This window comes from Achromobacter sp. SX5 (assembly GCF_056711425.1).
Genome location: NZ_CM160041.1, coordinates 43860 through 70187, shown reverse-complemented (window position 1 = coordinate 70187; position 26328 = coordinate 43860). Strand labels below are relative to the sequence as shown.

Sequence of the window (26328 nt, the reverse complement as noted above, 5' to 3'; positions counted from 1 at the left end):
GCTCAGTCGATGGTGGCGCCGGTGAATTTGACGATTTCAGCGTAACGCGCGATGTCCTCGCGCACGAAGGCGTCGAGCTCCTCGGGCGTGCTGCTCACGGCCGTGGCGGCTTCGCCCTCCAGCAGGCGCCGGAACTCCGGCGTATCCACTGCCTTGCGCGCGGCGGCGTTCAGCGACTTTACAACTTCGGGCGACAGCCCGGCCGGGCCGAACATCGCAAACCACGCATTGGATTCGAAGCCCTTGATCGTGTCGCCGATGGGCGGCACGTCGGGGAACTGCGGCAGCGGCTTGGGGCTGGTCACGCCCAGCGCCTTGAGCGCGCCGGACTTCATGTGCGGCAAGGCGTTCAGCGAACTCGCGACCATCATGTCCACCTGGCCGCCGAGCAGGTCCGTGATGGCCGGCGCGGTGCCCTTGTACGGCACGTTCAGGATGTCCAGGCCCGACATCATCTTCATGCGTTCGCCGGCCATGTGCAGCGACGAACCGAGCGCGCCGATCGCCATCGTGTATTTGCCGGGATGCGCCTTCACTTCCTTGACGAACGCGGGCATGTCGTTGGCGGGAAAGTCCTTGCGCGTCACCAGCACGCTGGGCACGTTGGCCAGCATGCTGATGGACTTGAAATCCTTGACCGGATCGAACGGCAGATTGCGATACAGGGAGGCGTTGATCGAGAAACTCGTGAACGTGACCAGCAGCGTGCTGCCGTCGGCCTTGGACTTGGCCACGTAGTCGGCCGCGATGTTGCCGCCGGCGCCGGGACGATTCTCGACCAGCACCGTCCGCTTCAGCTCCTGCGCCATGCGCTGCCCGATGTTGCGCGCGACGGTATCGGTCGTCCCGCCGGGCGGCGCGCCGACGATCAGGCGGATCGGGGCTTCCTGCGACATGGCGGGGAACGCGAAAACAGCTGCGAGCACGCAGCCGGAAATGAAGCGGCGCATGGGTTGTCTCCTGGTATGTTGTATTGATGTTAATACAAGTATACGTGGCTGGTTTTGCGGAGGCAAGCAAGCGTCATCCGTTCCCGCCTCGAAACCTTGTCATTCCTGATCACCACGGCGAAAATTCCCGCGCACGGACGATGCTCGATCCGGCCGCCGGGGGAATCGCAAGTGAAGGATGCTGGCCAGTACACGACGCACGCGGTGACCGTGCTGCAAACCAGTCCGCCATCGGACTGGCCTTATCGCTGCGCGATGAGTCTGCTTCGGCATCCCGTCGACGATGCGATTTCGGAACATCTGGCGTATATGGGCGAGTCTTCGGGCGCGGACCGGGCATGGATGATCGAATACCGTCCCGACCTGCTGCGGCTGCGCAATACGCATGAATGGTGTCGATGCCGGACGCAGCCGTATGTGGCCGAGCTGCAGGACGTGCCGACCACGCTGATCGCGTGGCTGCATCGGTTCATGGTGCAAGGCCAGGCCGTGGCCATCCATGACGTAAACGATATGCCGCGCACGGCGCGGACCATCCAGCTGGAGTTCCAGCGCCAGGGGAACAAGAGCGTGCTCAGCGTGCCGGTTTTCCACGACGGGAAGCTCCACGGGATCATCGGTTTCGATACGACGGTCAGGCACCGGACCTGGTCCGCGGCGGAAATCGGGGCGACGTTCCAGTGCGCCAACCTGATCGGACAAGCCAGATACTCGAACGCGCGCGCTTCCAAAGGGGCGGCGTTGCACGAAGGCGCCGCGCCGGTGGTGTATCTGCGCATGCGCGGCGTGGTGCGGGGCGTGCGGCCCGACGCGATCGTGGGAGTGCGGTCCGCGGGAAACTACAGCGAGATCTGGCTGGAGGACGGGTCGATGGTGCTCGATTCACGGGCGCTGGGCGTATGGTCCAGCCTGTTGCCGCAACAGCGGTTTTTCCGGGTCCACCGTACCGCCATTGCGAATGCGTTGCACGTCATGGACGTGGATCGCCGCAGCGTGGACAAGTGGCTGATCCGGATGCGCGCCGTGGGCGGCGCATGGCCGGTGTCGCGCGCCTACCGCAAGCAGCTGCGTGAGCGCATGGGGATCTGAACGCGGCGATTCGTGTCCGCGCGTCTGCGTGTCCATGCGGTTCGTCATGCCGGCATGTTGGTTCGTCCTTGCGCCGGTGGTGGCTCGACGGATTCTTGGGATGATTTCTCAAGCGACGGCGCGTTCGCACGGTCAGGACGCGCGGCGTTTCCCGCATCGCCCATCCAGCGGAATCCCGATCCCGAGGACATCACCATGAACGGAAAAGCACTCATCGCCGCCGCATGCATGCTTGCGCTGGGCGGCGCCACGGCCGCATGGTCGCAGACGGTGGCCATCGACCGCGCGTCCAGCCCGCCGGCAGACGCCGTCGCCATCCCGGACGGCAGCAGGGAGCGCGCCGTCCGGGAGCTGCCGAAGATCGTTCAGGACATCATGACGCGCAGCCGCGTGCCGGGCATGGCGGTGGCCGTGGTGATCGACGGCGAGACGGTGTTCGCGCAAGGCTACGGCACGCGCGAGTCGGGCAGGAACGCGCCCGTGGACGCGCAGACGGTGTTCCAGATCGCCTCGATCTCGAAGTCCTTGTCGGCGACGGTGGCGGCGATCGAAGTCTCCAGGGGCACGGTCGCGTGGGACGATCCGGTCCTGCGGCATCTGCCGGACTTCCGCCTGAGCGACGCCTATGTGTCCGAGCACGCCACGATAGGCGATTTCTATGCGCACCGCTCCGGGCTGCCCGGCACGGCAGGCGACGACCTGGAAGACCTGGGATTCAAACGCAGCGAGGTCCTGGCCCGGCTGCGCCTGTTGCCGCTGGACGCCTTCCGTGCGTCCTATCACTACGCCAACTTCAGCACCACGATAGGCGCGCAGGCGGTGGCCCGGGCGGCGGGCCGCCCATGGGAAGCACTGGCCGAGGACACGCTGTTCAAGCCCTTGGGCATGCATGCCACCAGCTACCGCTATGGCGATTTCCAAGCACGCGCCAATCGCGCCGTGCTGCACGCCTACCAGAAAGGCGTCTTCGTTCCAGCGGGCCAGCGCGACGCCGACCAGCAGGCGCCCGCCGGCGGCGTATCGTCCACGGTCGTCGATCTGGCGCAGTGGCTGAAACTGCTGCTGGCCGATGGCGTTTATCAGGGCAAGCCGATGATCGCCGCGGGCGCGCTGCTTCCCGCGCTGTCCGCCCAGGCAGTGAGCGCGCCCGCCCACGACCTGGATGCGCGATCGGGCTTTTATGGCTATGGCTTCAACGTCAATACCGAGCCGGGCGGGCGTCCTTCCATGGGGCATTCGGGCGCATTCCTGATGGGCACGGGAACCTCGTTCAGAATCGTGCCCTCGGCCGGGATCGGCATCGTGGTGTTGACCAATGGCGCGCCGGTGGGCGCGGCCGAGTCCGTCGCCGCCACATTCATCGATACAGCCTTGTACGGCCGGTCCACGCGCGACTGGTACGCGGCCTATCATGGCGCCATGCTCGGCTTTTTCGAGCCGCAGGCCGACCTGTCGAGGCAGGCCAGGCCCGTGCCGCCTGCGCCGCCCCAGCCGCTGCGCCAGTACACGGGCCGCTACGACAACGCCTACTACGGCCCCGCCGAGGTCCAGGAGGCCGATGGCGCCCTGACCCTGACGCTGGGACCAAAGGGCATGCGTTTCCCGCTGCGGCACTGGAACGGCGACACTTTCGCCTTCGCCCCCGCCGGCGAGGCCGAGCTGGTCGACTCGCTGGCGTCCATCGAGTTCAAGCTCGTTGCCGGCCAGGCCCCAGGCTTTCAGATCAAGTTCTACGACGACAACGGCTTCGGGCGCTGGACCCGCAAGTAGCCGGCCACGCCGTCCTGTCACCGCCATGCAACGCCCTGGTGCGCTAATACCGGCGCCACCTCCGCCAACCCGGCGCCGCGCGCCGGCGCCGCCTTACCTTGGGCATTGCTCGACATGGACCGTAGAAAATTCCTTAAATGGGGCAGCTTCCTGACCGTCTCCGCCGCCACCGCCGGCCTGGCCGGCTGCAACAGCGATGACGATGACGGCGACGACAGCAACGTAGACAACGGCAACGGCGGCGGCGGCGAGCCGCCGGCGCGGCGCTTCCAGTACCCGCAAGGCGTCGCCTCGGGCGATCCGCGGCCCGACAGCATCGTCCTGTGGACCCGCGTGATCGGCGATGACGGCGCGGCCGTCGCCGTGCGCGTGCAGCTGGCCCGCGACGAGACCTTCACCCAGCTGCTGGTCGATGCCGCCGTCAGCGCCGAGCCCGACTGGGACCACACCGTGCGCCACAAGGTCACGGGCCTGGACGCCGGCAGCAACTACTACTACCGCTTCGTGGCGGGCGCCAGCACCAGCCCCGTCGGCCGCACGCGCACCGCGCCGGCGGAAAACGCCGCGGTGGCGCAACTGAAGTTCGCCTTCATTTCGTGTCAGGACTGGAGCGTGAACCATTGGGCCGCCTTCGACGAGCTGGCCGCGCAAGACCTGGACTTCGTGGTGCACCTGGGCGACTACGTCTACGAAACCGTGAAGGCGGGCTTCCAGGCCGGCGGCGTGGAAAGCGCGCATGCGCCGCTGTCGCTGCCCGACGGCACGGCGCGGGCCGATGGCGCGTTCTACGCGACGACGCTGGCCGACTATCGCAGCCTGTACCGCAGCTACCGTTCGGACCCGCGCCTGCAGGCCCTGCACGCGCGCTTTCCGGTCATCGCCATCTGGGACGATCACGAATTCTCGGATGACTGCTGGCAGGACCGCCAGACCTACGAAACCGTGGACGACGAAACGCCCGGCACCGCGCGCCGCCGCGGCGCCAGCCAGGCCTGGTTCGAGTTCATGCCGGCCGACGTGTCGCTGGACCCGGCCAATCCGTCGTTCCAGAACATCCAGATCTATCGCGCATTCCGCTTCGGCAGCCTGGCCACGCTGCTGATGACGGACGAACGCCTGTACCGCGCCGACCACGTGATCCCCGAGCAGCAGGCAGGCAGCGAGATCGGCAGCCGCTACTTCGTGCCCAAGCGCCTGCTGTCGCAGGTCGAGGCGATGAAGCTGGCGAGCGCCGGCGGCCAGCTGACGCCGGTGTCCATCCTGGGCGACACGCAGCGCAACTGGTGGAAGGCGCAGCTGGCCGCCAGCACCACGTCCTGGAATCTGTGGGGCAACGAAGTTTCGCTGCTGCGCATGCAGTTCAACGGCGCGCAGGCCGTGGCCGGCCTGCTGGCGCAGGGCCTGGCGGCGGCGCAACCGGCGCTGGCGCCGCTGGCGCCGTTCATGGCGGCCGCGCTGGCGCAGGATTTGAAGGATGCCGACCACACCAGCGGCAGCCCCGTCACCGCGTATCCCGCCTTGTCCGCGCTGCTGGACGCGCAGGCGGGCATTCCGCTTGCGGCCTTCGCCGCGCAGATCAAGCCCCTGCTGGACGCGCAGCTGCCGCCTTCGCTGCTGCTCGACGAATACCTGCTGAACGCGGACCAGTGGGATGGCTACAACGCCGAGCGCAAGGACCTGATGGCCTTCGTGCGCGACAAGGGCGTGCGCAACCTGGTGGCGCTGACGGGCGACATCCACGCCTTCTTCGCCGGCCCCGTCATGGACGACTACGACGCCGCGACGCCCAGGCCCGTGATGGTGGACCTGGTGACGGCCGGCATCTCCAGCAATTCCTTCTTCAGCTATTTCAAGAACGTGGTCGACACCGATCCCGCCTTCGCGCCGGCCAGGCCGCTGATCTACGGCGAGGCGGCGGGCGAAATCAGAAACACGTTCAACGACACCTTGAAGCAGTTCAACGCCGACTGGCTGCGCTACATCGACACCGACGCGCAAGGGTTCGCGGTGGTGACGCTGACCGAGACGGAACTGCGCTGCGTGTTCCACAAGCTCAAGCCGCTGGACGGCACGCAGGCGCCGGCCTTGCCCGCCGTCGCGTCGCAGACGGTGCTGACGGTGGCGTCGGGGACGGCGGCTGTGACGGTGGCGGCGTAGGTTGGGGTTTATTCGAATCAGCTCAATTCCGCTCATTGCATGAGCCGATTGCCGCTAAATTGAGTCGATTCGATCCCCCTGGCTCACATCATGACCATCCGCGAAAATATTCTTCGAATCTCCAAGGAATACCGACGCGCATTCGTCGACGACTACGTACCGAACCGGAGTTCCCTGTTGCCGCCATCGCTGGCCCAGGCCTTGGCCGACGAAGGGGGCATGCAAGGCCAGTTTCCGGCCGGCACTTACGCGCGCCGTGTCCTGGAGCCATTGTTGCTGGACCTGTCCTGGTCATCCTCGCGCCTGGAAGGCAACCGCTACTCCTTGTTGGCCACGCAGGAACTCTTCAGGCTCGGCGCGGCGGGAGCGGACCTGGACGCGGTAATGCTGCTCAACCACAAGGCCGCCATCGAGTTCATGATCGATGCTGTGCCCGCGCATGGCTTGACGTCGGCCGTGATCAGCAACCTGCATGCGATTCTGATGCAGGACCTGCTGGCCGACGCCCAGGGCCTGGGCCGTATCCGGCAGGCCGTGGTCAATATCGGCGGAAGCACCTACATGCCGGTGCAGGCGCCGTCGCTGCTACAGGAGATGTTCGACCACATCCTGGAGAAGGCGCGGCTTACCAAGAACCCGGTGGAAGCCGCTTTCTTCCTGTGGGTGAACCTGGCCTATCTGCAGCCTTTCGAAGATGGCAACAAACGCACCAGCCGTTTGTCGTCGAACATCCCGCTGATGCTTTACAACAACGCGCCGCTGTCCTTTCTTGACGTGGAGCCCCACGACTACGCCCACGCCATGATGGGCGTTTACGAACACTGCGACGTAACGCTGGCGGTGGAACTGTTCACCTGGGCTTATCGCCGCTCGATCCGCAAGTACGCAATACTGCTCGATGCGGCGGGCGTGCCCGATCCCGTGCGGCTGCGATTCCGGGAAAAGTTGAACGACGTGATCGGCCAGGTGGTGCGCGAACGGTGGACGGCGGATGCCGCGGTGGCCGCGCTGGCGCTGCCTGAAGAGGAGGTCCGGCTATTGCGCCCGATGCTGGCCCGGGAGCTGCGCATACTGGATCTGCACAACTGCGCGCGTTATCGGCTGCCGATGGCGCAGGTGCAGCGATGGATCGACGCGGGACGGCCGCAATAACGCCCATCGCGCAAAGCACGAGGGCCGCGATGATCGCGGCCCTTGCTGTTTACTGCCTGCAGGTTTGAATCACGCCTTGCGCACCTGCGCAATCAAGCCATCCAGCTGCTTGAGCATGGTGTCGATTTCTTCGGCCGTGACGTTCAGCGCGGGCATGAAGCGCAGCAGGTTGCCGCGCGGGGCGTTCAGCAGCAGGCCGTTGGGCGCCAGGTTGCGGGCGGCTTCGACGATGGCGGGGCCGTCGTCGCGGTCCATGACCAGGGCGCGCAAGAGGCCCAGGCCGCGCTCGCCCTTCATGCCGTACTTGGCCGACAGGGCCAACAGGCCTTCGGACAGCTGCTTGGCGCGGGCGTTGACGGATTCCATGAAGCCCGGGGCGGCCAGCGCGTCGAACACGGCCACGCCGACGGCGGCCATGAGGGGGTTGCCGTTGTAGGTGCCGCCCTGGTCGCCGTGGGCGAAGACGCAGACTTCCTGGCGCGCCAGCAGCGCGGCCAGCGGCACGCCGCCGCCGATGCCCTTGGCCAGCGTCATGATGTCGGGCACCACGTCGGATTGCTGGTAGGCGAACATCGTGCCGGTGCGGCCCATGCCGGTCTGGACTTCGTCGACGATGAAGAGCAGCTTGTGCTCGTCGGCGAACTTGCGCAGGCCCTGCATGAATTCCTTGGTGGCCGGGATGACGCCGGCTTCGCCCTGGACCGGTTCGAGCATGATGGCGACGGTCTGGTCGTCGATCAGCTTGCGCACGGATTCCAGGTCGTTGATTTCGGCCTTGGGGAAGCCTTCGACCTGCGGGGCGAACATCTTGTCCCAGCCCGGCTTGCCCGACGCGGACATGGTCGCCAGCGTGCGGCCGTGGAAGCCGTGATTCATGGTGATGATCTTGTACGCGCCGTTCTTGTTGACCTGGCCCCACTTGCGCGCGAGCTTGATGGCGCCTTCATTGGCCTCGCCGCCGCTGTTGGCGAAGAACACGCGGTCGAACACCGAGGCGCCGGTCAGGCGCTGGGCCAGGGCGATGGACGGCTCGTTGTAGAAGGCCGGCGAGGGGTTCATCAGCAGCTTGGACTGGTCCAGCAAGGCCTTCTGCATTTCCGGGGCGCAGTGGCCCAGGGTGTTGACGGCCCAGCCCTGGACGAAGTCCAGGTATCGCTTGCCCGCGTGATCCTCCAGCCAGGACCCCTGGCCTCGCACGAACACGAGGTCCGGGCGGGCGGTGATCTCCATGAGGGTGTTGACGTTGAACTGGCTGAATTCCATGGCGGTTCCTGCGGAATGAGAGAACAGGGGTGGGGAAACAAGGGAAATGTAGCACCGGCGGGGGAATGCTATCGTGACGAACCCCTGCCGATCCGCCCCAGGGCCGCCTCAAGAGGGCCGCCAGCGCGGGCGCTCTATTTTATGCAACAGGCGCAGACCCCGCGCGCAGCCCTTTGTCGCTTTTTACTGACCAATCATGAAACGTACTCTTTCCAGTCTCGCGGCCTGTCTGATGCTGGCGGCGGCCGGCGCCCCGGCGCAGGCGCAGTATCCCGAACGCCCCATCCGCCTGATCGTGCCGTTCCCGCCGGGCCAGGCCACCGACATCTTCGCGCGCGCGCTGGCCGAAAAGCTGGGCGCGGCGGTCAAGCAGCCCATCGTGGTCGAGAACCGGGCCGGCGCCGGCAGCAATATCGGCATGGAGCAGGCGGCGCGCGCCGCGGCGGACGGCTACACGCTGGTGATCGCGGGCAGCGCCGCGGCCGTGAACCAGACGCTGTACAAGACCATCAACTACAGCCTGACCAAGGATTTCGCGCCGGTGTCGGGCGTGTTTTCGGTGCCGCTGATGTTCCTGGCCACGCCGGCCTCGGGCATCACCTCGCTCAAGCAGCTGGTCGAGCAGGCGCGCGCCAATCCGGGCGAGCTGGCCTACGCCAGCGCCGGCATCGGCGGCACGCAGCATCTGTCGGCCGAGATGTTCAAGGCGGCCGCCGATGTGGACATCCGCCACATTCCGTACAAGGGCAGCGGCCCGGCGCAGGCGGATTTCCTGGGCCATCAGGTGCCGCTGATGGTGGATTCCGTGACCGCCGGCCTGCCGCACGTGCAGAGCAAGAAAGCGGTGGCGCTGGCGGTGACCACCGCCAAGCGGCTGCCGCAGCTGCCCGACGTGCCGACGGTGGCGGAATCGGGTTATCCGGGCTTCGAAGCCATCGGCTGGGCCGCGGTGCTGGCGCCGCGCGACACGCCGCCGGCGGTGACGGGCTATCTGAGCCAGCAGATCGGCCAGGTGCTGAAGGCGCCGGAGATGCAGAAATTCTTCCGCGACCGCGGCGCCGAACCCATGCCGATGACGCCGCAGGACACCGGCGCGTTCATCGCCGGCGAAGTGCAGAAGTGGGGCAAGGCCGTCAAGCAGTCGGGCGCCCAGGTGGACTGAGCGCCCGCTGTCGGCCCGGCGGTCTGCGCCGGGCCGTCCTGCCTCAAAGCGGCTGGGTCACCACGGGCTTGGCCGGATCGCCGGGCTGTCCGGGGTCGCCGGGACGGCCGGGTACGGTGTCATCCTGTCCGGGCCGCGGCGTGGGGCGCTGACCCGGCGCCTGCTTGTCCGGCGCGTCGCCGGGCCGCTGGCCGGGAGGCTGGGTGGGATCGGACGGGTCGTTGGGTTGCTGGTGTGCTTGCATGGCTTTTCTCCTGAAAGGTTCAAGGCTGGCTGCACCGGGGGCAGCGCCGCAACGCGGGCCGCCCGTGCAAGTCCACGATAGGCGCGGCCATCCAGCCTGCACAGATCACGGTGAACGAATTCATCTAGTGTTTTTTCCCTACCGCGCCGCAACGCGCCTGGGGGGCCGCTCGGCAGGTGCAAAAACACTAGTCAATCTGGTGCGCTCACGTCTTACGCATGCGCCGCGCGATTTCTATAGTGGGTCCGTCCGCAGCCGGAGCCGGCCTCGCGCGGCTCCCGGGCCTGCGGTTCATGCAACCTGAAAAGGAGAGACGACATGGACAACGACCGCATCAAGGGCGCCGCCAAGGAAGTCAAGGGCGCCATCAAGGAAACCGCCGGCAAGGTGACCGGCAACCGCCAGACCGAAGCCGAGGGCAAGGCGGAGAAGACCGTCGGCAAGGTGCAGCGCAACGTGGGCGAGGCCAAGGATCAGGCACGCGACTTGCTGGACAAGAAATAGTCGCGGCCGTGTGCCGAAAGGAGAAAAACATGACGCATCGAATCTGGCTTGCGCTGGTGCTGGCAGTCGCCGCCGTCACGGCGGGCTGCAACACGATGGAAGGCGCCGGCAAGGATATTGAACGCGGCGGGGAAAAGATCCAGCAGAAGGCCCAATAGGGCCCCGGACATCCCCGCATCAGGGCCGGCGCGTCGATGGCGCGCCGGCTTTTTGGCGTGCCGCGCCCGGTCAGCGCGAGAATCCGCGCGCCGCGATTTCCCAGATGTCCTGCACCACGCCGTCCTTCACCACCACCAGGCCGTCGTGCAGGTTGAAAGTGGGATCGACGTGCGAAGGCACCAGGCGCAGCACCGCGCCCAGCGCCGGCGCCTGCGCGCCCGGCGCCACGCGCACCACGCCGTGTTCGTCGTTGATGGCGGCGTAGCTCAGCCCCGGTTCGCCATACAGCGCTGGCGGGCCGCATTCGGCGGTGGTGGACTTCAGGCCGGCGTCCAGGATGACGCGGTCGGGAGCCGGCGCGCTCATGACGGTGGAAAGCACGAACAGGCTGTTCTGGAAGGTGAGCGGACCGTTCCATTCGTTGGCGCCGTAATCGCCGTCCATGAAGGCGTAGGAGCCGGCCTGCAGCTCGGTGTAGACGCCGCTGGCCGCGTCGAATTCCGCGCTGCCGGTGCCGCCGCCCGTGATGGTGTCGCAGGCGATGCCGCTTTCGCGCAGCAGCTGCGTGTACGAGGCGGCGATGCCCGCGGCCTGGCGGCAGACCGCGGCGCGCTCTTCGCGCGTGCGCAGATGCTGCACCGAGCCGTGGTAGGCCTGCAGCCCGACGAAATTCAGGCCCGGCAGGGCGCGCGCCTGCTGCGCCAGCGCCAGCACCGCGGCATCGTCGGACGCGCCGCAGCGGCCCTGGCCCACGTCCACCTCCACCAGCACGTCGATTTCGGCGCCGGCCTGCGTCATGGCGGCCGACAGCTGCGCCAGGTTTTCCGCGTTGTCCACGCACACGCTCATCTTGGCGGCGCGCGCCAGCTGGCCCAGCAGCGCCAGCTTGGCCGGCCCGACCACCTCGTTGCTGATATGGATGTCGCGGATGCCGGCGGCCACGAAAGGCAGGGCTTCGCTGACTTTCTGGCAACAGATGCCGCGCGCGCCCAGGGCCAGCTGGCGCAGCGCGATCTCGGGGCATTTGTGCGCCTTGGCGTGCGGCCGCAGGGCCACCTGGTGGCGGTCGGCCCAGGCCTGCATGGCGCGCAGGTTGGCTTCGAAGGGCGCCAGGTCCAGCACCAGGCTGGGCGTATCGATACGGGCCAGGGGATCGCCCGGCTGGGCGGCGGGGGGCAGCGCTATGCCGCGTATGACTTCCAGGGACATCGGTGAACGCTCCGTTATCTGCACCCGCGTCGCAGGCAACCTCACACCATAACCAAATATGGGCCGGTCATAACCAAAATGCCATGCGACCCCCTGGTAAACGATAGCTCCGTAAGCATTGGCTACAAGGTGTCGGCATGACAGAATTTCATCATAAAGAACGCCCCCAGGGGAGGGCGCGTTTTTTGCCGCCGGGCGCAAGATCCGGCGGCACGAAACGACGATATTCAATCATCGCGAAATCACGGAGAAGCCCGCATGAAACTGAAGCACTGGATCACCACCCTGACCCTGGCCGTCGCCGCGGTCGGCGCCGTCGGCAGCGCGCAAGCGCAGCAATTCTTCCGCATCGGCACCGGCGGCACGGCCGGCACCTACTACCCGATCGGCGGCATCATCGCCAACGCGGTGTCGCAGCCCGGCAAGCTGATCGCCACGGCGGTCGCGTCCAACGGGTCGGTGGCCAACATCAACGGCATCCTGGGCGGTTCGTTCGAGGCCGGCTTCACGCAATCCGATGTGGCCTACTGGGCCTATAGCGGCACCGGCACGTTCGAAGGCAAGCCCAAGGCGCAGGATCTGCGGCTGATCGCCACGCTGTACCCGGAAAGCATCCACCTGGTCGCGCGCAAGGGCGCCGGCATCAAGAGCGTGGCCGACCTGAAGGGCAAGCGCGTCTCCATGGACGAGCCGGGCTCGGGCACGCTGGTCGACGTGCGCCTGATCCTGGGCGCCTACGGCATGACCGACAAGGACATCAAGGCCGAATACCTCAAGCCGAACCAGGCGGGCGACAAGCTCAAGGACGGCGGCCTGGACGCCTTCTTCTTCGTGGGCGGCGCCCCGGCCGGCGCCATCGCGGAACTGGCTTCCAGCGGCGCCGGCATCGAGATCGTGCCGCTGGTCGGCCCGGAAATCGACGCGCTGCGCGCCAAGCAGCAGTTCTTCACGCCCGACACCATCGCCGCCAACACCTACCAGAACGTGGGCGAGGTCAAGACCATCTCGGTCAACGCGCAGATGGTCTCCTCGGCCAAGCTGTCCGAGCAGGTGGTCTATGACGTCACCAAGGCGCTGTACAGCGACGCCACCCGCAAGACGCTGGACAACGGCCACGCCAAGGGCAAGCTGATCACGCGCGAAAACGCGGTCAAGGGCGCGGGCATTCCGTTCCACCCGGGCGCCGAGAAGTTCTACAAGGAAATCGGGCTGTTGAAGTGACCCCCCCGGAGCGCCTGCGGCGCTTCCCCCCCAGGGGGGCGCCGCTGTGGACCGGCGGAGCCGGATCCACGCGGCCCCGATTGTGGGGCAGTAGTTTTATGCGGCGGGGGTGCTGCTTGGCTGCGCTATATGTACCTGCAGCGCCCTGCGCGCGCTTGAGCAGGGCCGCCACGAGCGGCCCTGTTTGCTGAATCACCCTGAGAATCACGGCGATGGAAATAGACCACGAAAAAACCCAGCAGCTGGCGGAGAAGTACGACTCGGAAATCCGCTTCCGGCCGCTGGACAAGGCGGCCACATGGATCGTGTCCGGCCTGCTGGTTGCACTCTCGATCTTTCATTACTACACGGCCGGCTTCGGCCTGCTGCGCGAGGCCACGCACCGCGGCGTGCACCTGGCGTTCGTGCTGAGCCTCATCTTCCTGGTGTTCGGCTTTTCGAAGGCGCACTACACGCGCGAGCCGAAGTCCACCTGGTACGCGCCCGGCGGCATTCCGCTGTATGACTGGATCATCGCGATCGCGCTGGCCCTGTCGGTGCTGTACATCCCCTACATTTTCGAGGACCTGGCGTTCCGCGTCGGCAATCCGCTGCCGATCGACGTGTTCATGGGGTCCATCCTGCTGATCGGCCTGCTGGAGGCCACGCGCCGCGCCATGGGCTGGCCGCTGCCCATCATCGCGCTGGTGTTCATGGCCTACGCCATGTTCGGCCCGTATTTCCCCGGGCTGCTGCAGCACGCCGGCAATACCTGGTCCCAGGTCGTCAACCACATGTACCTGACCAGCCAGGGCGTGTACGGCGTGGCCGTGGGCGTGGTGGCCACCTATGTGTTCCACTTCGTGCTGTTCGGGGTGCTGGCCACCCGCATCGGCCTGGGCCAGCTGTTCCTGGACGTGGCCTCCACCGTCGCCGGCCGCTACGCCGGCGGGCCGGCCAAGGTGTCGGTGTTCGGCTCGGCCATGTTCGGCATGCTGTCGGGCTCCTCGGTGGCCAACGCGGTGACGGTGGGCTCGCTCACCATTCCCGCCATGATCCGCATCGGCTATCCGCGGCACTTCGCCGCGGGCGTCGAAGCCGCCAGCAGCACCGGCGGCCAGATCACGCCGCCCATCATGGGCGCGGCCGCGTTCCTGATGATCGAGTTCCTGGGCATTCCGTACCAGCAGATCGCGATCGCGGGGATTTTCCCGGCGTTCCTGTATTTCTTCGGCATGTTCATGCAGGTGCACTTCGAGGCAAAGCGCGAAGGGCTGCGCGGGCTGACCAACGAAGAAATGCCCAAGCTCAAGCAGTCGTTCAAGATGCGCTGGCCGACCCTGATTCCGCTGGCGCTGCTGATCGGCGTGCTGGCCAGCGGCCGCACGCCCTACCTGGCGGCATTCGCCGGGATCACGGGCTGCATCGTGGTGGGCCTGCTCAATCCGTTCCAGCGGCTGCGCCTGCGCGATCTGTACGAAGCCTTCGAAACCGGCGCCAAGTACGCGCTGGCGGTGGGCGCGGCGGCGGGCACGGTGGGCATCGTGATCGGCGTGGTCACGCTGACCGGCGTGGGCTTCAAGATCTCGTACATCGTGATCTCGGCGGCGCAGGCCATCGCCGGCGGCGCGGCCACGGTGATTCCGGAGGCCATCGCCAACACCCAGACGCTGACCCTGATCGCGGCGCTGGTCATGACCGGCATCGTCTGCATCCTGATGGGCTGCGGCATTCCGACCACGGCCAACTACCTGATCATGGTGGCGGTGGCCGCCCCCACGCTGGTGCAGCTGGGCGTGCAGCCGATCGCGGCGCACTTCTTCGTGTTCTATTTCGGCATCCTGGCCGACATCACGCCGCCGGTGGCGCTGGCCGCCTACGCGGCCGCGGGCATGGCGGGCAGCGACCCGTTCAAGACCGGCAACACGGCGTTCCGGCTGGGCATCACCAAGCTCATCGTGCCCTTCGTGTTCGTGTTCTCGCCGTCGCTGCTGATTTCGGTGCAGGGCTTCACCTGGTATGACTTCGCCGTGACGCTGGTCGGCTGCATGATCGGCCTGGTGCTGCTGTCGGCCGCGTTCTCGCGCTACATGCTGGTCGGCATGAAGAGCTGGGAGCGCTGGCTGTGCGTCGTGGGCGCCCTGCTGACGATCCTGCCGGGCCTGACCAGCGGCCTGATCGGGCTGGCGCTGTGCATTCCGGTGTTCATGCGCCAGCTGGCGCAGCTCAAGCTGGAGAACGCCCCCAGGACCACCTGAGGAAAAAAAGGGACGGAATAAAGGGGCGGCCTTTTCGGGGTCCGCCCCTTTTCGTCGAATCATGCAGTTTGGCAGTATTTGGCCGAAAAACGCCGCTTTTCGGACCCGGGGTGACGGCATACAACACTCGCCATCGGGTTGGTTGCCCGGCCCTACAAATCGGCGTACAGTAAAATTCATGTTTGCTGGTCTGCCGATATGCGGGCCGACTGTGCAAACAGGCACAAGACTGCGCCATATGTTCGATATCCTGGTTTATCTGTACGAGAATTACTACACGCCGCAAGCCTGTCCTGCGGCTGACGTGCTGGCCAAGCGGCTTGCCGCCGCGGGGTTCGAGCACGAAGACATCGACGATGCGCTCGGATGGCTCTACGGCCTCGCCGAGACCACCGAACGGTGCGTCGATCTCGCCCAGGCGCCCACCACCGGCACCCGCATCTACACCGATAACGAGTATCAGCAGCTCGGCACCGAGTCCATCGGCTTCATCGCCTTCCTGGAATCGGCCGGCGTGCTGCCCGCGCCCCTGCGCGAAATCGTGATCGACCGCGGGCTGGCCGCGCCCGAATCCCCCGTGCCGCTGTCGAAGATCAAGATCATCGCCCTCATGGTCCTCTGGAGCCAGGAGGCCGAGATCGACAATCTGGTCCTGGAAGAGCTCCTCGACGACGACGGCGCGCGCCGCCTCCATTGAACGCGGCGCGCCGCCGCGGCACCTCCTTGTCTCCATCGTCCCGCGCGCACCGACGCGCGGGCTTCGTCCTGTGAACTACGTAGGCCGTTTCGCCCCCAGTCCCAGCGGCCCGCTGCACGCGGGCTCGCTCGTGGCCGCCCTGACCAGCTGGCTGGACGCGCGCGCCCATGAAGGGCGCTGGCTGCTGCGCATCGAGGACGTGGACACGCCGCGCACCGTGCCCGGCGCGGCCGAGCGCATCATGGCGCAGCTGCAGGCGCTGGGCCTGGTCTGGGACGGCGACATCATGTGGCAGTCGCAGCGCGGCGCGGCCTACCAGGCGGCTTTCGACGCGTTGGCCGCGCGCGGCCTGATCTACGGCTGCGGCTGCACCCGCCGCGAAATCGCCGACTCGGCCCTGCGCGGCCAGACCCAGCCGGGCGCCGACGGCGAACGGCCTTACCCCGGCACCTGCCGCAACGGCCTGCCGCCGGGCCGCCAGGCGCGCGCATGGCGCCTGCGGGTGCCGCCGGGCGTGGAACATTTCGAGGACCGCTGGCTGGGACCGCAGGAGCAGGACGTGGCCCGCGCCGTGGGCGACATGGCGCTGCGCCGCGCCGACGGCCTGTGGGCCTATCAGCTGGCCGTGGTGGTCGACGATGCGGCGCAGGGCGTCACGGACGTGGTGCGCGGCGCCGACCTGCTGGGTTCCACGGCGCGCCAGCGCGTGCTGGGCCGCCTGCTGGGCCTGCCGGCGCTGCGCTATCTGCATGTGCCGCTGATCCTGGACCCCGCCAGCGGACTGAAGCTGTCCAAGCAGAATGGCGCCCCGCCCATCGATACCGACGCGCCGCTGGCGGCGCTGCGGGCCGCCTGGTCGGCGCTGGGCTTCGCCGATTTCCCGGCGCAGGACCGCGACGCATTCCTGCGCGAGGCCGCCGCGCGCTGGGCGCGGCGCTTTCCCTGAATATCCTAGAGCGGCTGCAGGTCCTCGCCCAGCATCCGCACCAATAGCGCCTCGCCGTTGTCGGCCACGCGCAGTTCGCCGTAGCGGGCGACCTCGTAGCGCTTGGCCTGGCCTTCGGGGAAGAAATAGGCGTTGGTCACGATGCGCACGCCGTTGTTGCGCACCCGGTAGCGCAGCGGCACCTCGGCGTCGGTATGCGGATGCACCTCGGGCTGGATGCGCAGCGGCTGCGACACGCCGCGCTCGTCGCGCGCCAGCATCACGTAGCCGTCGGGCTCGTAGCCCAGCAGCGAATCGGGTTCGGGCCGGTTCTCGCCGCCCAGGCGCAGCCGCGTGACCTCGCGGCTGGCGGCGAAATTCAGCGCCATGTAGTCGCCCTGCATCAGCGAGCGCGGGTCCACCGGCGCCAGTTCCAGGATGACCACCTTGCCGGAAGCCAGCAGTTTTTCGCGCTGCCAGATGCCGCCGTTGGCCACCGCCAGCACCAGCGCCAGGCCGCCCAGGATGCCCAGCGTGCGCCAGCGCAGCGCGCCCGACACCGGCGGCAGCGGCCCGCGCGCGGACGGCGCCTGAGTGCGCATCAGGCGCGGCACCAGCCACACCAGGGCCCGCAGCATGAACAGCAGCACCGCCGCGCCGCCCAGCCACAGCGCCTTCTGCAGCAGCGGCACGTCGAGCTGGTAGTAATAGACGCCCAGATAGGCCAGCAGGCTGAGCACGCCGAAGATGGCCAGGCGCGGCTGGTTCAGGCCGAAGCCCAGCAGCAGCCAGGCCAGCGCGAAGCCCACGCCCGGGCTGGGCAGCCAGAACAGCGCCAGCACCAGCAGCGCCAGCGGCACGCCCCAGGTCACGCCCGCGGTCAGCACGCGGCGCCGCGGCCACAGCACCGCCAGGGCCGCCGCCGCCGGCAGCAGCGCGCCGGCCGTCACCAGCACCGCCGTGCGCGGATTGAGCTGCCACATCGCCGGCAGTTGCAGGGCCGATATGCCGCTGGCCAGCCACACCATGCCCTGGACCGACAGCAGGAAGGCCCAGGCCAGCGGCTGCAGCGCGTGGGCGCGCCGCCCGCCCAGGCGCCGGCCCAGGCTGAACAGCACCGCCGTGGCCCAGGCGCCGGTCACCGCGATGGGCAGCCACACGAAGGTGGCCTGCGCCACGTCGAAATCCAGCCAGGCCTCCAGCAGGTCTTCGCGCATCAGCTCCGGCACCAGGCCGCGCCAGATCAGCCCGGCCGAGGCCAGCGCGATCAGCAGGCCGCTCAGGAACCGCAGGATGGCGTCCGGCCCCAGCGCGTAGACGGCCGTGGCCATCAGCAGCACGAACAGGCAGGCGTTGGTGAACGAGGTGGAGCTGGACAGGCCGTAGATGATCAGGATCTGGCCGGTGAAGGCCATGGCCGTGCCGCATTGGCGCCAGAAGGGGCCGGCGTCGCTGCGCAGCACCGCCACGCCGGCGGCGCACAGCACCAGGCCGGTCACCAGCGCGCCTTCCTCGGTGGTGACCACGCCGGAGAAGGCCACGAACACCAGCAGCAGCAGCGTGCCCAGCCAGGCGCTCAGGCCCAGCAGGCATTGCACGTACCAGGGCGGATCGGCCTGGGCCGCGGCCGGCGCCAGCTGCGCCACCGGCGCGCCCGCGTCGGCCGGATCGACCGCATTGCCGGCCGAGGCGGCCGACGGCTCGGCGTCGGCCGCGGTGACCGGCGCGGCGGGTTCGGCGCCCAGCCGGCGCAGCCAGCGGGCAGCCCAGACGGCTTCGGCCATTAGCAGCGCGGCCAGCGGCAATGCGGCCCAGACGCCGGGTTCCAGGCGCAGCAGCCATTCGCCCACCACGCGCAGCGACACGCAGATCACGCCCGCGGCCAGCATGGCCAGTATGACCAGGTCGCGCCGGCCGCGCTGATAATAAAGGCCCAGGCCCAGCGTGACGGCCAGCCAGGCCACGCCGTTGGCGGTGCCCAGCCCGCGCAGGATGTAGTCGCCGAACATCAGCGACACCACCAGCGCGCTGATGGTCAGCGCGGCCAGGATGCGCGGCCCGAACAGCGTGCTGGCGCGCCAGCGGCGCGCGGCCATCTCCCAGGCGAACAGCAGCGCCAGATTCAGGCCCGCGATGATGAGGCTGGCGGCGCCGGGGCCGCCGAACACCATCCACCACTCGAAGGCGCGCTCGCCCAGCCATAGCGCGGTGGCAATGTTCAGCACCAGCACCCATAGCAGCCAGACCGCCTGGCTGGCCGCCGCCAGCGCCCACGGCAGCAGCAGCGCCGCCCACCAGGCGAACAGTTCCCAGGTGTCGGCCCCGGTCTGGTAAGTTTGACCCAGCAGGGCGAGCAGGGCGCCCAGCAGAATGCCGGCCAGCGCCAGCAGCGCGCCGGGTATGCTGCGGCGCACGCCGGGGCTGGCGCGCAGGCGCAGCCCGGCCCAAGCGGCGGCCAGCGCGCAGGCCGCCAGCAGCGCCTGCACGCCGGCGAAGCGCTGTATTTTGGTCATGTCCTGCCAGTTGGCGGCGACCCAGCAGACCGCGGCGCTGCCCAGCAGTAAAACGCCCAGCCAGAGGGTGCTGCGCGCCAGAAATTGGCGCCATGCGTGTAGTTCGGATCCCGCTTGTCTTTCAGTGCCGACTTGCATCTGGCGAATCTCCGATCTTATTATCCGCGCTACTAAGGCGGGACTGCCGCCACTGGATACACATGAATAAAACGCTGATTATTGCCGAGAAGCCCTCGGTAGCCCTCGATATATCACGCGCCTTGGGAGGCTTTGCGCGCGAGGGCGACTATTTTGAAAGCGAACGTTACGTCCTCGCTTCGAGCATAGGCCATTTGCTCAGCTTGGTCGCGCCCAACGATCCGGTCAAGGGGAAGTGGAGCTTCACGCACCTGCCCGTGATCCCGCCTGAATTCGAACTGGGGCCCACCGACAAGAAATCAGCGGAACGCCTGAAACTGCTGGTCCGCCTGGCCAAGCGCAAGGACGTGGACGCCATCATCAACGCCTGTGACGCCGGGCGCGAGGGCGAGCTGATCTTCCGCTACATCATTCAGTACGCGGGCGTGAAAAAGCCGATCCAGCGCCTCTGGCTGCAGTCGATGACCCAGGCCGCCATCCGCGAAGCCTTCGCCAACCTGCGCGACGACGTGCAGCTCAAGCCGCTGGAAGCGGCCGCCCGCTCGCGCGCCGAGGCCGACTGGCTGGTCGGCATCAACGGCACGCGCGCCATGACCGCCTTCAACAGCAAGGACGGCGGCTTCTTCAAGACGCCGGTCGGGCGGGTCCAGACGCCCACGCTGGCCATCGTGGCCGAGCGCGAGGAACGCATCCGCCGCTTCGTGCCGCGCGACTACTGGGAAGTGCGCGCGCAGTTCGTGGCGGCCGCCGGCCTGTACGAAGGCCGCTGGATCGACCCCGACTTCAAGAAAGACGAGCGCGACCCGGAAAAGCGCGAATCGCGACTGTGGTCGCAGGCCGCCGCGCAAAGCGTGGTGGCCGCCTGCCGCGACCAGCCCGGCAGCGTCACCGAGGAATCCAAGCCATCGACCCAGATGTCGCCGGCCCTGTACGACCTGACGTCGCTGCAGCGCGAGGCCAACGGCCGCTTCGGCTTTTCGGCCAAGACCACGCTGGCGCTGGCCCAGACCCTGTACGAACGCCACAAGGCCCTGACCTACCCGCGTACCGATTCGCGCTACCTGCCCGAGGACTACATCGGCACGGTGCAGGAAACCATGCGCGCGCTGGCCAAGGGCGGCTCCAACGCGGTCGGCAGCCTGTCGCGCCACGCCGAGACGGTGGTCGGCCAGCAATGGGTCAAGCCGAACCGCCGCATCTTCGACAACAAGAAGGTGTCGGACCACTTCGCCATCATTCCCACGCTGCAGATCCCGCACGACCTCAGCGAGGCCGAGGGCAAGCTGTACGACCTGGTGCTCAAGCGCTTCCTGGCGGTGTTCTTCCCCGCCGCGGAATACCGCGTCACCACGCGCATGACCGAAGTGCAGGGGCACCGCTTCCGCACCGACGGCAAGGTGCTGGTCAACCCGGGCTGGCTGACCGTCTACGGCAAGGAAGCGCAGGGCGAGGACGCCAACCTGGTGCCGGTGGCCGACGGCGAAACCGTGCGCACCGAGGACGTGGAAGCCGTGGGCCTGTCGACCAAGCCGCCGGCGCGCTTCAACGAAGCCACGCTGCTGTCGGCCATGGAAGGCGCCGGCAAGCTGGTCGATGACGAAGAACTGCGCGAAGCCATGTCCGAGCGCGGCCTGGGCACGCCGGCCACGCGCGCGGCCATCATCGAAGGCCTGCTCAACGAAGCCTATCTGCGCCGCGAGGGCCGCGACCTGGTGCCCACCGCCAAGGCGCGCCAGCTGATGACCCTGCTCTCGGGCCTGGACGTCTCCGAACTCACCTCGCCCGAACTGACCGGCGAATGGGAGCACAAGCTCAAGCAGATCGAGCAGGGCGGCCTGGACCGCGCCGCCTTCATGCGCGAGATCGCCCAGATGACGCAGGTCATCGTCAAGCGCGCCAAGGAATACGAGCGCGACACGGTGCCCGGCGACTACGCCACGCTGCAGACGCCCTGCCCCAAGTGCGGCGGCGTCGTGAAGGAAAACTACCGCCGCTACGCCTGCACCAACTGCGACTTCTCCATCGGCAAGCATCCCGGCGGGCGCACCTTCGAGCTGCCGGAAGTCGAAGAGCTGCTGGCCAAGCGCGAGATCGGGCCGCTGCAGGGCTTCATCAGCAAGATGGGCCGGCCGTTCGCCGCCATCCTGCGCATCAGCGACGAGTACAAGCTGGAATTCGACTTCGGCCAGAACGACGAGGACGACAACGAAGCGGTGGACTTCTCCGGCCACACGCCGGTGGGCGCCTGCCCCAAGTGCCATGCGCGCGTGTTCGAGCACGGCATGAGCTACGTCTGCGAGAAATCCATCGGCCCCGCCAAGACCTGCGATTTCCGGTCCGGCAAGGTCATCCTGCAGCAGGAAATCTCGCGCGCGCAGATGGAGAAGCTGCTGACCGACGGCCGCACCGACCTGCTCGACGGCTTCGTCTCCAGCCGCACCAACCGCAAGTTCAAGGCGTTCCTGGTGCGCCAGCCGGACGGCAAGATCGGCTTCGAGTTCGAGCCGCGTCCCGAGAAGCCCGGCCGCGCCCCGGCCAAGACGGCCAGCAAGACGGCCGCCAAGACCGCGGCCAAGAAAGCCCCCGCCAAGAAGGCCGCGGTGAAGAAGACGGCGACCAAGACCGCCGCCAAAACCGCCACCAAGACCGCGGCCAAGAAGGCCGCGAAAAAGACGGCCGCCTGATGGACGTCCCGCGCCGGCGCGCAGGCGCGCCGGCGTATCGTATGACCTGGCCTAGACGCCGGCGGCCATTGCGGCCGCCGGCGTTTTGCCTATCAGCGGAGCAGGACCGATGACCACACTACCGTATCTGCGCAACTTCGATCTCACGGGCCAGGTGGCCCTGGTGACCGGCTCGGCCCGCGGGCTGGGCTTCTGTATCGCGCGGGCGCTGGCCGGCTGCGGCGCGCGCGTGCTGATCAACGGCCGCAACGCGCAGGCCGCCGCAGCCGCCGCGGGCGAACTGGCCGCCGCCGGCCTGGACGCGCATGCGCTGCCGTTCGACGTGAGCGACGATGACGCCATGGCGCAGGCCTTCGAACGCATCGACCGCGAACATGGCCGGCTGGACATCCTGGTGAACAACGTCGGGGCGCGCAACCGCAAGACGCTGGCCGACACCAGCGTGGCCGAGATCCGCGCGCTGATCGACACCGACCTGGTGGCCGGCATCCTGCTGGCCAAGCTCGCCGCCGAACGCATGGCGCGCCAGGGCAGCGGACGCCTGATCGCCATCACCTCCGTGGTGGGCGAGCTGGCCCGCTCGGGCGATGCCGTCTATCCGGCGGCCAAGCAGGGCCTGACCGGCATGGTGCGCGCGCTGGCGGCCGAATTCGGCGGGCGCGGCATCACCAGCAACGCGATCGCGCCGGGCACCTTCGCCACCGAGACCAATGCGGAAATGATCGCCGACCCCGACGTCGGCCCGCGCGTCGCCGCGCGCAATCCGACGGGCCGCTGGGGCGAACCGGAAGAGATCGCCGGCGCGGCCGTGTTCCTGGCCTCGCCGGCGGCGTCATACGTCAACGGCCACGTGCTGGTGGTGGACGGGGGCTTGTCGATCCAGTTCTGACGGGACGGCCGGGCCGGTTACGACTCGTCCTGGTACCACACGCCTTCGGCCAGCATCATGCGCTGATGGCCGTGGCCGGCCGGCATCATCGGAAAGCAGTTCTCCTGCGCCGCGACCGCCACGTCCAGGAAGTACGGGCCGTCGTGCGCCAGGCATTCGGCCAGCGCCGCGTCCAGCTGCGCCGGATCGTCGACGCGGGCCGCGCCCCAGCCGAAGGCGCGCGCCAGGGCCACGAAATCGGGCAGCGACGCGTTGTAGCTGTGGCTGTAGCGCCCGCCGTGGATCAGTTCCTGCCACTGGCGCACCATGCCCATGTAGCCGTTGTTGCACAGCACGACCTTGACCGGCGTCCGGTGCTGCATGGCGGTGGACAGCTCCTGGATGTTCATCAGCACCGAAGCGTCGCCGCTGACGCAGACCACCGTCTTGTCGGGATGGCCGACCTGCGCGCCGATCGCGGCGGGCACGCCGTAGCCCATGGTGCCGGCCCCGCCCGAGGTCAGCCAGCGGTTGGGCGCGTCGAAGCGCAGGTATTGCGCCGCCCACATCTGGTGCTGGCCCACGTCGGTGGAGACGATGGCGTCGCGGCCGGCCAGCGCCGCGTTCAGGCGCGACATCAGGTGCTGCGGCAGGATGGCGTCGGCGGCCGGCGTATAGCCCAGGCAGTCCTGGGCGCGCCAGCCCGCGATGCGGTCCCACCAGGGCGCCAGCCGCGCGGCCGGCAGCGGCGCATCGCCCAGCTCGGCGCGCAGCGCGCTCACCAGCGGCAGGCAGTCGCCCACCAGCGCGACGTCCACGCGCACCACCTTGTTGATCGAGGCGGGATCGATGTCGATATGGATCTTGCGGGCGTAGGGACAGAATTCCGACAGCTTGCCGGTGATGCGGTCATCGAAGCGCGCGCCGATACAGACCACCAGGTCGGCGTGGTGCATGGCCAGGTTGGCCTCGACCGTGCCGTGCATGCCCAGCATGCCCACGAATTGCGGGCTGGACGCGGGGAAGGCGCCCAGGCCCATCAGCGTCAGCGTGCAGGGCGCGCCGGTATGGCGCACCAGGTCGGCGAAGGCGGCGCAGGCTTCGGGGCCGGCGTTCACCAGTCCGCCGCCGCCGTAGAAGATGGGCCGCCTGGCCTGCGCGATGAGCGCGGCGGCGCGGCGCACGGCCGATTGCGGCAGTTTGGGCGCGAGCTTGCCGGCCTGGCGCCGCGCGCGCAGCGCGGCCAGCTTCTGCTGCGTGGGCGCGGCCGGGATGCCGTCGTCGGCATCGCGCGGCACGGCCAGCTGCACGTCCTTGGGGAAGTCCACCAGCACCGGGCCGGGACGGCCCTGGCGCGTCAGCTCAAAGGCGCGCCCCACCACGCCGGCGACGTCGTCCACCGCGCGGATCTGGGTGTTCCACTTGGTCACCGAGCGCGAGATGCCGATGGCGTCGCACTCCTGGAAGGCGTCGGTGCCGATGGCGGCCGTGGCAACCTGGCCGCTGATGCACAGCACCGGGATCGAGTCGCACATGGCGTCCAGCAGCCCCGAGGTGGTGTTGGCCATGCCCGGGCCCGAAGTGACGAAGACCACGCCGGTGCGGCCGGTGCTGCGGGCGTAGCCCTCGGCGGCGTGCACGGCCGCCTGCTCGTGGCGCACCAGCACGTGCTTGAGGCGCGGTTCGGCGTAGAGCGCGTCGTACAGGGGCAGCACGGCGCCCCCGGGATAGCCGAACACCGTATCCACGCCGTGGGCGATCAGGGTATCGAGCAGAATTTTCGCCCCGTTGTCAGCGGGGCGATCAGAGGCGGCAAGCGCGGCGGCGGCGGTGGGGTGCAGGCGATCGTTCATGCTATCTATCTTATTCGTAGATACGAAGAATATTTATCTTCTTTTCCACCAATAACCGGTAGACGCAGTAAATTTATCTTTGATTTGGAGGAATCAAAGAAAATGAACCTGGACAAGTTTGACCTCGCCATTCTCAAGGTGCTGCAGGAGAATGCGCGCGCCAGCCTGAACGACATCGGCGCGGCCGTGGGGCTGTCGTCCACGCCCTGCTGGAACCGCATCAAGCGCATGGAAAGCGCCGGCGTGATCCGCGGCTACACCGTCGACATCGACCCGGCCAGCCTGGGCTTCATGGACACGGTGATCGTCCACGTCACGCTGGAGAGCCACAGCGAGGAGACCCTGTACGAGTTCGGCCGGGCGCTGGCGCAGATCCCCGAGGTGCTGGAGGCCTTTCTGGTCTCGGGCGACTACGACTACTACATCCGCATCGCCGTGCGCGACACGCGCGACTACGAGCGCCTGCTGCGCGAACAGCTCTACCGGATTCCGGGTATCCGGCACAGCAAATCGTGTTTCGTGCTGCGCCGGCTCAAGGAGACCCAGCTGCCGCTGACCGGGCTGGCGAACTGAACCGGGGCCTAGTGCAGCACGAAGTCCACCGGCCGCGGCGCCTCGGGCAGGGGCCGCACGCCCAGGCCTTCGAGCAGGTCGATCTCTATCGTGCGCGCCAGCGCCGACAGCGGCAGGTCGTTCTCGTCCTTGCCGAAGGGGTCTTCCAGTTCGTCGCCCAGCGCGTCCAGGCCGAAGAAGGTGTAGGCGACGATGGAGACCGCCACCGGCGTCAGGAATTCCAGCGCACCCACCAGCCCGAACGGCAGCAGCAGGCAGAACAGCCAGGCGGTCCGGTGCAGCAGCAGGGAATAGGCGTAGGGCGAGGGCGTGAACTTGATGCGCTCGCAGGACGCCTGGATCGCGGCGCAGGCGGCCACGCGCCCGGTCAGCCCCTGGTACACGATGTCGCTCAGCTCGCCGCGCCGCAGGCAGCCGGCCAGGTCGCGGTTGATGGCCAGCAGCAGCGCGTCCGGCACGTTGCGGCACGCCGCCAGGGCCTCGGCCTCGTCCTGCGGCACCCAGGGGCGAGCGGCGGCGGCCATGTCCTCCTCGCGCAGGCGCGCGGCCAGCGCATAGCCGAAGCCGACGACCCGCCGCACGATGCGCTCCTGCACCGGATTGGCGGTACTGGCCGCCAGCAGCACCGCGCTTTCGCGCGCCAGGCTGCGCGCCTGCACGATCAGCTCGCCCCACTGCTTGCGGGCTTCCCACCAGCGGTCGTAGCAGACGTTGTTGCGAAAGCCCATGAAGACGGACAGGGCCAGGCCGAACAGCGAAAACGGCACCGCCGACAGATGCGCCGGCGAAAACCAGCGCTGGTGGTACATCCACACCACCAGGCACGAAAGCAGTGTGATGACCAGGATGCGGCTGAAGATGCGCGGAACGATGGAGCCGCGCAGGACGAAGAACAGGGCCAGCGCGGAAGGACGCGGACGAACGATCATGATGGTGCGTGTTCGGTCGGAAAGGGAGCGG

The 26328-nt window shown here is 68.0% G+C and carries 21 protein-coding genes; 14 read left to right on the top strand and 7 right to left on the bottom strand.

Going from position 1 to position 26328, the window contains the following annotated elements:
* Window positions 1-2: 2 nt before the first annotated feature.
* The gene (locus tag AC1M14_RS00315; RefSeq protein WP_479730740.1) at window positions 3-950 is read right to left on the bottom strand and encodes a Bug family tripartite tricarboxylate transporter substrate binding protein; all 948 of its coding nucleotides are present in this window, start codon (window positions 948-950) and stop codon (window positions 3-5) included.
* A 96-nt stretch (window positions 951-1046) separates the two neighbouring features.
* On the opposite strand from AC1M14_RS00315, the gene AC1M14_RS00310 reads away from it, so the two are divergent.
* The 4 genes from AC1M14_RS00310 (at window position 1047) to AC1M14_RS00295 (ending at window position 7118) form a co-directional block, all read left to right on the top strand.
* A complete protein-coding gene (locus AC1M14_RS00310; protein WP_258231399.1) occupies window positions 1047-2039 on the top strand; it encodes a GAF domain-containing DNA-binding protein in 993 nt (330 codons plus the stop codon).
* A 195-nt stretch (window positions 2040-2234) separates the two neighbouring features.
* Window positions 2235-3809, top strand: a complete 1575-nt coding sequence (locus tag AC1M14_RS00305; protein ID WP_479730739.1) for a serine hydrolase — start codon at window positions 2235-2237, stop codon at window positions 3807-3809.
* Window positions 3810-3923: 114 nt separating this feature from the next.
* Complete coding sequence (locus AC1M14_RS00300; protein ID WP_479730738.1) at window positions 3924-5966, top strand: alkaline phosphatase D family protein; 2043 nt, start codon at window positions 3924-3926, stop codon at window positions 5964-5966.
* 90 nt (window positions 5967-6056) lie between these two features.
* Window positions 6057-7118: a Fic family protein gene (locus AC1M14_RS00295; RefSeq protein ID WP_209166026.1), complete on the top strand. Its 1062-nt coding sequence runs from the start codon at window positions 6057-6059 to the stop codon at window positions 7116-7118.
* 69 nt (window positions 7119-7187) lie between these two features.
* Here the strand turns inward: AC1M14_RS00295 and AC1M14_RS00290 are convergent, their stop codons facing one another.
* Window positions 7188-8381, bottom strand: a complete 1194-nt coding sequence (locus AC1M14_RS00290) for an acetylornithine transaminase (protein ID WP_479730737.1) — start codon at window positions 8379-8381, stop codon at window positions 7188-7190.
* Between the two features lie 196 nt (window positions 8382-8577).
* Between AC1M14_RS00290 and AC1M14_RS00285 the strand changes: the two genes are divergently transcribed.
* Window positions 8578-9543 carry a Bug family tripartite tricarboxylate transporter substrate binding protein gene (locus AC1M14_RS00285; RefSeq protein WP_111826250.1) on the top strand — a complete coding sequence of 322 codons (966 nt, stop codon included), beginning with the start codon at window positions 8578-8580 and terminating at the stop codon, window positions 9541-9543.
* A 43-nt stretch (window positions 9544-9586) separates the two neighbouring features.
* Here the strand turns inward: AC1M14_RS00285 and AC1M14_RS00280 are convergent, their stop codons facing one another.
* A complete protein-coding gene (locus AC1M14_RS00280) occupies window positions 9587-9787 on the bottom strand; it encodes a hypothetical protein (protein WP_102772931.1) in 201 nt (66 codons plus the stop codon).
* A gap of 318 nt (window positions 9788-10105) precedes the next feature.
* On the opposite strand from AC1M14_RS00280, the gene AC1M14_RS00275 reads away from it, so the two are divergent.
* Entirely contained in the window at window positions 10106-10291 is a 186-nt protein-coding gene (locus AC1M14_RS00275; protein WP_102772930.1) for a CsbD family protein, read from the top strand.
* Window positions 10292-10320: 29 nt separating this feature from the next.
* Entirely contained in the window at window positions 10321-10449 is a 129-nt protein-coding gene (locus tag AC1M14_RS00270) for an entericidin A/B family lipoprotein (RefSeq protein WP_209166023.1), read from the top strand.
* 70 nt (window positions 10450-10519) lie between these two features.
* Here the strand turns inward: AC1M14_RS00270 and AC1M14_RS00265 are convergent, their stop codons facing one another.
* Window positions 10520-11659, bottom strand: coding sequence for a DSD1 family PLP-dependent enzyme (locus AC1M14_RS00265; protein ID WP_479730736.1), 1140 nt, complete (start codon window positions 11657-11659; stop codon window positions 10520-10522).
* 258 nt (window positions 11660-11917) lie between these two features.
* Between AC1M14_RS00265 and AC1M14_RS00260 the strand changes: the two genes are divergently transcribed.
* The 4 genes from AC1M14_RS00260 (at window position 11918) to gluQRS (ending at window position 16760) form a co-directional block, all read left to right on the top strand.
* Entirely contained in the window at window positions 11918-12880 is a 963-nt protein-coding gene (locus tag AC1M14_RS00260) for a TAXI family TRAP transporter solute-binding subunit (protein WP_102772927.1), read from the top strand.
* 212 nt (window positions 12881-13092) lie between these two features.
* Window positions 13093-15117: a TRAP transporter permease gene (locus AC1M14_RS00255; RefSeq protein WP_479730735.1), complete on the top strand. Its 2025-nt coding sequence runs from the start codon at window positions 13093-13095 to the stop codon at window positions 15115-15117.
* A 238-nt stretch (window positions 15118-15355) separates the two neighbouring features.
* Window positions 15356-15814: a Smg family protein gene (locus AC1M14_RS00250; RefSeq protein ID WP_102772925.1), complete on the top strand. Its 459-nt coding sequence runs from the start codon at window positions 15356-15358 to the stop codon at window positions 15812-15814.
* A 70-nt stretch (window positions 15815-15884) separates the two neighbouring features.
* Window positions 15885-16760, top strand: coding sequence for a tRNA glutamyl-Q(34) synthetase GluQRS (gene gluQRS / locus AC1M14_RS00245; protein ID WP_479730734.1), 876 nt, complete (start codon window positions 15885-15887; stop codon window positions 16758-16760).
* Window positions 16761-16765: 5 nt separating this feature from the next.
* Here the strand turns inward: gluQRS and AC1M14_RS00240 are convergent, their stop codons facing one another.
* On the bottom strand, window positions 16766-19390 hold the full coding sequence (locus AC1M14_RS00240; RefSeq protein WP_479730733.1) for a GDYXXLXY domain-containing protein: 2625 nt from the start codon (window positions 19388-19390) through the stop codon (window positions 16766-16768).
* A 62-nt stretch (window positions 19391-19452) separates the two neighbouring features.
* On the opposite strand from AC1M14_RS00240, the gene AC1M14_RS00235 reads away from it, so the two are divergent.
* Window positions 19453-22074, top strand: a complete 2622-nt coding sequence (locus AC1M14_RS00235) for a DNA topoisomerase III (RefSeq protein WP_479730732.1) — start codon at window positions 19453-19455, stop codon at window positions 22072-22074.
* Between the two features lie 109 nt (window positions 22075-22183).
* Entirely contained in the window at window positions 22184-22963 is a 780-nt protein-coding gene (locus tag AC1M14_RS00230; protein ID WP_102772921.1) for an SDR family oxidoreductase, read from the top strand.
* Window positions 22964-22980: 17 nt separating this feature from the next.
* Here AC1M14_RS00230 and ilvB read toward each other — a convergent pair whose 3' ends face one another.
* Window positions 22981-24804 carry a biosynthetic-type acetolactate synthase large subunit gene (ilvB, locus tag AC1M14_RS00225; RefSeq protein WP_111826256.1) on the bottom strand — a complete coding sequence of 608 codons (1824 nt, stop codon included), beginning with the start codon at window positions 24802-24804 and terminating at the stop codon, window positions 22981-22983.
* Between the two features lie 93 nt (window positions 24805-24897).
* Between ilvB and AC1M14_RS00220 the strand changes: the two genes are divergently transcribed.
* Window positions 24898-25368 (top strand): Lrp/AsnC family transcriptional regulator, encoded by a 471-nt coding sequence (locus AC1M14_RS00220; RefSeq protein WP_102772919.1) that lies wholly within the window; start codon window positions 24898-24900, stop codon window positions 25366-25368.
* An 8-nt stretch (window positions 25369-25376) separates the two neighbouring features.
* On the opposite strand, the gene AC1M14_RS00215 is transcribed toward AC1M14_RS00220, so the two are convergent.
* On the bottom strand, window positions 25377-26297 hold the full coding sequence (locus AC1M14_RS00215) for a bestrophin family protein (RefSeq protein WP_102772918.1): 921 nt from the start codon (window positions 26295-26297) through the stop codon (window positions 25377-25379).
* Between the last annotated feature and the right edge of the window lie 31 nt (window positions 26298-26328).

Bases quoted from the DNA above. Each gene is read 5' to 3' on its own strand.
- AC1M14_RS00300 (WP_479730738.1), top strand. From the start codon at position 3,924: ATGGACCGTAGAAAATTCCTTAAATGGGGCAGCTTCCTGACCGTCTCC.
- AC1M14_RS00215 (WP_102772918.1), bottom strand. From the start codon at position 26,297: ATGATCGTTCGTCCGCGTCCTTCCGCGCTGGCCCTGTTCTTCGTCCTG.
- AC1M14_RS00250 (WP_102772925.1), top strand. From the start codon at position 15,356: ATGTTCGATATCCTGGTTTATCTGTACGAGAATTACTACACGCCGCAA.
- AC1M14_RS00240 (WP_479730733.1), bottom strand. From the start codon at position 19,390: ATGCAAGTCGGCACTGAAAGACAAGCGGGATCCGAACTACACGCATGG.
- AC1M14_RS00255 (WP_479730735.1), top strand. From the start codon at position 13,093: ATGGAAATAGACCACGAAAAAACCCAGCAGCTGGCGGAGAAGTACGAC.
- AC1M14_RS00285 (WP_111826250.1), top strand. From the start codon at position 8,578: ATGAAACGTACTCTTTCCAGTCTCGCGGCCTGTCTGATGCTGGCGGCG.
- AC1M14_RS00230 (WP_102772921.1), top strand. From the start codon at position 22,184: ATGACCACACTACCGTATCTGCGCAACTTCGATCTCACGGGCCAGGTG.
- AC1M14_RS00280 (WP_102772931.1), bottom strand. From the start codon at position 9,787: ATGCAAGCACACCAGCAACCCAACGACCCGTCCGATCCCACCCAGCCT.
- AC1M14_RS00315 (WP_479730740.1), bottom strand. From the start codon at position 950: ATGCGCCGCTTCATTTCCGGCTGCGTGCTCGCAGCTGTTTTCGCGTTC.
- AC1M14_RS00270 (WP_209166023.1), top strand. From the start codon at position 10,321: ATGACGCATCGAATCTGGCTTGCGCTGGTGCTGGCAGTCGCCGCCGTC.
- AC1M14_RS00260 (WP_102772927.1), top strand. From the start codon at position 11,918: ATGAAACTGAAGCACTGGATCACCACCCTGACCCTGGCCGTCGCCGCG.
- AC1M14_RS00220 (WP_102772919.1), top strand. From the start codon at position 24,898: ATGAACCTGGACAAGTTTGACCTCGCCATTCTCAAGGTGCTGCAGGAG.
- AC1M14_RS00265 (WP_479730736.1), bottom strand. From the start codon at position 11,659: ATGTCCCTGGAAGTCATACGCGGCATAGCGCTGCCCCCCGCCGCCCAG.
- AC1M14_RS00290 (WP_479730737.1), bottom strand. From the start codon at position 8,381: ATGGAATTCAGCCAGTTCAACGTCAACACCCTCATGGAGATCACCGCC.
- AC1M14_RS00275 (WP_102772930.1), top strand. From the start codon at position 10,106: ATGGACAACGACCGCATCAAGGGCGCCGCCAAGGAAGTCAAGGGCGCC.
- AC1M14_RS00305 (WP_479730739.1), top strand. From the start codon at position 2,235: ATGAACGGAAAAGCACTCATCGCCGCCGCATGCATGCTTGCGCTGGGC.
- AC1M14_RS00235 (WP_479730732.1), top strand. From the start codon at position 19,453: ATGAATAAAACGCTGATTATTGCCGAGAAGCCCTCGGTAGCCCTCGAT.
- AC1M14_RS00295 (WP_209166026.1), top strand. From the start codon at position 6,057: ATGACCATCCGCGAAAATATTCTTCGAATCTCCAAGGAATACCGACGC.